At 69.4% G+C, this 4,206-nt stretch carries 2 protein-coding genes; both read left to right on the top strand.

The annotated features are described in order from the left end of the window. Positions 1-641: 641 nt before the first annotated feature. Complete coding sequence (locus ABZ471_RS47930; RefSeq protein WP_359075453.1) at positions 642-1,214, top strand: hypothetical protein; 573 nt, start codon at positions 642-644, stop codon at positions 1,212-1,214. Then, complete coding sequence (locus tag ABZ471_RS47925; protein WP_359075452.1) at positions 1,211-3,868, top strand: Helicase associated domain protein; 2,658 nt, start codon at positions 1,211-1,213, stop codon at positions 3,866-3,868. Before ABZ471_RS47930 ends, ABZ471_RS47925 begins: the two co-directional genes overlap by 4 nt. The last annotated feature ends 338 nt before the right edge of the window (positions 3,869-4,206 follow it).

Genomic DNA, 4,206 nt, shown 5'->3' with positions numbered 1-4,206 from the left:
GTGACGCTCCGTCCGCTGCGCTCCCGGAGCCGGGGGGCTTGCGCTGCGCTCCAGCCGCCCGATGGCGCTGCGCGCCATGGGGCCGGCCCCGCTGTGCGGGGCGGCTAGCGGGCCTGCGGCCCGAGCAGCGGCAAGGGTGGTGGGGGTTCCGCCTGGCTCTGCTGAGGACCCGCTCGGGGGGCCTCAGCAGAGCCAGGGGTGACGGGTTCTCAGGTGTGGGCGTGGCGCCTTGTGTGGGGCGGCGTGATGCGCGGGCCGGCCTGTCGGGGGGCTACGAGGCGTCGAAGGGACAGGCCCGCAGTGACGAGGAGAGTAGTGAAGAGGGTCAGGAGGAGGACGGACACCCGCATTTGCCGGCTTCCGGGTGCTTGCCGGCCGGTCCAGGCGGTGGACGCCGCCTATAGCAGGACGCCCGTGGTGTAGAAGGAGCGGACGTAGTGGAGTTGCCGCACGGCCCGCAGGAACTGGATGCGTTCGGTGTTCGGTGCCATGCGGGGCCGTGTACCTCGATGCGTGATGGCCATCAGGGTCGGAAAGGCATCTTGTGGGGGGCGTCTTCTCGGGGAGGTCGCTTGGCTGCATCTTGATGTGATGCAGCATGTAGCATTGGCGTAATTGAGGGACCCCCTTCAGGGAGCGGCGTGCGTGTGTTGATCTATGAGTATCTTCCGCATGAGCTTGCCCGGCTCGGGGTGATCGCGAGAGCCGCCGGACTCGATCGGCACCAGGTGGCCGTGCAGGTGTACCTGGCGCAGGAACGCGCCGGGCGCGCACGGGTGTGCCCTGTAGAGCCGCATCATTTGAGTGGGCTGTTCATCGCGGAGCTGCGGCGTCTTCAGTGGGGGCGGATCGCCGCTTTCATGGACAGGGAGCAGGTGGCCGCGTACGCGCCTTCTGGTGACTTGCGTGCTGTCCGTTGCGAAGAGCAGCGGTTGCAGCGGCTGATAGCAGATGTGGCCGAGGCCGAGCGGTGCGGGCGCGTGGCTTTGGAGATCTCGCGGCATCGCGTCTACCGGATCGGTGCCCGGCCCGTGGCCGGCCGCTCCCGCCCGGGCGTACCGGGCCCCGTTGTTCACCTGATGGCCGTGTCCGCCGACAACGCGGCCGAGCGGGCTTGGGCAGTCCATGGCAGAGACGGCGGCCTCTTCCAGCGCACTGGATACCGCATCGCTTCGGTCGAACAAGTCCTTCCCGAGTCCGGAGAACTCTTTTGATTCAGCTCCGAGAACACCAGGTACGTCAGAAATCGGCTTTCCGGAATTGGGTGGGATTCCCGGCAAGGTCTTCTGTACCGGCGCAGGGGGCGCGGGGCACGATTGTGTCCGCGACTGGGTCGGGGAAGACGATCACGGCGGCCGCGTGCGCGTTGGAGTGTTTCCCCGAAGGCCGGGTCCTCGTGACCGTGCCGACCCTGGACCTGCTCGTGCAGACCGCGCAGGCGTGGCGGGCGGTGGGTCATCGGGCTGCGATGGTCGCGGTGTGCTCGCTGGAGAACGACCCGGTGCTCGACTCGCTGGGCGTGCGCACCACCACGAACCCGATCCAGCTTGCCCTGTGGGCCGGCCATGGTCCGGTCGTTGTCTTGGCTACGTACGCCTCTTTGGTGGACCGGGAGGACTTCGACGACCCTGTGGGCCGGGGGAAGATGCGCGGGCCGCTGGAGGCTGCTCTGGCGGGCGGGGAGCGGCTGTACGGACAGCAGATGGCCCCGTTCGACCTCGCGATCATCGATGAGGCCCATGGCACTACTGGTGATCTTGGTCGGTCGTGGGCGGCGATCCACGACAACACCCGTATCCCCGCGGACTTCCGGCTCTACCTGACCGCTACCCCGCGGATCCTGGCATCACCTACGCCGCAGCGCGGGAAGGACGGGCGCGAGCTGGAGCTCTGTTCGATGAGCCGGGACTCCCAAACTTTCGGGCCGTGGCTTGCCGAGTTCGGGCTCTCGGAGGCGGTCGAGCGGGGCGTCCTCGCCGCGTTCGAGATCGACGTCCTGGAGATCGAGGACCCCGACTACTCCGTCGGGTTGTCCGACGAGGCGCGGCGTGGCCGGCGGCTCGCGCTGCTGCAGGCCGCTCTCCTGGAACACGCCAGCGCCCGCAACATCAAGACGATGATGACCTTCCACAGCAGGGTCGAGGAAGCCGAGGCCTTCGCCCTCAACCTCCCGCAGACGGCTGCCGATCTGTATGCGGACGAGGTCACTGCCCGCGCCCTGGGCGAAGCTGCCGCCAGGCCGCGGTCTCCTCTCGGTGCTGAGCCCGGGGACGTTGAGGCCGCCGGTCGGCACGTTCCCGCGGGCCGGGTGTGGTCGGCGTGGCTGTGCGGGGACCACCTCGTCACCGAACGCCGCGAGGTCCTGCGCCAGTTCGCGAACGGGATCGATGCCACGGGCCGGCGGGTGCACCGGGCGTTCCTCGCCAGCTGCCGCGTGCTCGGGGAGGGGGTCGACGTGCGCGGCGAGCGGGGTGTGGAGGCCGTCTGCTTCGCCGACACCCGCGGCTCACAGGTGGAGATCGTGCAGAACATCGGCCGGGCGCTGCGCCCCAACCTCGACGGCACCACGAAGGTCGCCCGGATCATCGTGCCCGTCTTCCTGAAGCCCGGCGAAGACCCCACCGACATGATCGCCAGCGCCTCCTACGCCCCCCTCGTCGCCGTACTCCAAGGACTGCGCTCCCACTCCGAACACCTCACCGAACAGCTCGCCAGCCGGGCCCTCACCCGAGGGATGCGGAAGGTCCATGTCCGGCGGGACGACGACGGGCGCATCATCGCCGGCGCGGGTACCGGCGCCGGTCAGCAGGAGGGGCAGGAGTCGGGGAGCGGCGCGATGGAGTCGGAGCTGCTGCAGTTCTCCAGCCCCCGTGACCCGGCCACCATCGCCGCGTTCCTGCGCACCCGCGTCTACCGGCCGCAGTCGCTGGTGTGGCTCGAGGGCTACCAGGCCCTGCTGCGGTGGCGGGCCCAGAACAAGATCGGTGGGCTGTACGCCGTGCCGTACGACGTCGAGACCCAGGCCGGGGTGACGAAGGCGTTCCCGCTGGGCAGGTGGGTGCATCAGCAGCGCAAAGCACGGCGGGCCGGGGAACTCGACACCCACCGCATGGAACTGCTGGACGCCCCCGACGCCAGGATGGTGTGGGAACCCGGCGAAGAAGCCTGGGAGAACAAACTCGCCACCCTCCGCTCCTACCACCGGGCCACCGGACACCTCGCACCCCGACAAGACGCCGCCTGGGACGACCCCGACAGGCAGCCGGTCGCGATCGGGCAGCTGATGGCCAACCTCCGCCGCCCCCACGGCCTCGGCAAGAACGCCGACCGGGCCAGGGAGCGCGCGAGGCAGCTGACGGCGGTCGACGAGGACTGGAACTGCCCGTGGCCCCTGGACTGGCAACGCCACCACCGCGTCCTCGCGGACCTGGTCGACGCCGACGGCATCCTGCCCGACATCGCCCCCGGGGTGCTGATGGACGGTGACGACCTCGGCAAGTGGCTTCAGCGGCAGAAGAATCCGGGCACCTGGGCGCAGCTGTCCACCGAGCAGCAGGAGCGGCTGTCCCAGCTGGGCATCACGCCCGCCCAGGCGCCGGCCCCGACACCGGCCACCAAGAATGGCAAGGCCTCAGGGAAGGCATCAGCGGCCTTCCTACGCGGCGTGAGGGCCCTCGCCCAGTGGATCGAGCGGGAAGGCGCGGGCAGGCCGGTTCCACGCGCACACAGCGAAGAAATCGTCGACGACGAGACGGAGCCGGTGACCGTGAAACTGGGCGTATGGATCTCCAACACCAAGGCCCGCCGCGACAAACTCACTCAGGAGCAGCGCGCTGCCCTCGCGGAGCTGGGGATTGAGTGGGCATGACTGCCTGTGCTTACGGGGTGCCCAGGCCGCTCAGGTTGGGACCGCAACCGGGTGGGGCCCTCAGACGGTTACGCGGACCGGGGCTGACAGACGGGGCGGAATGAACGGCGAGAGTCGGAACCTGACAGCGGCTGGACCGATCACGCCGCCGAGCGGTGTACTACGCGTGGGGCCGCTACAGGGGAAAATGACGCAGCCGTTCCTGATCCGGCTGGCGGCACGCTACGGCATCGCGTTCAGGCACGCCCTCGAACGCGACCCGCTTGCCATGGGCGATCACGCCGCCGTACATTCCCTGCACCCGGCTTGTCCGGCCGCTTCGTCTATCCCCTTTGAGC

This window comes from Streptomyces sp. NPDC005728, assembly GCF_040630895.1.
Classification (GTDB): Bacteria; Actinomycetota; Actinomycetes; order Streptomycetales; family Streptomycetaceae; genus Streptomyces.
This window is presented reverse-complemented; position numbering and strand designations above follow the sequence as displayed.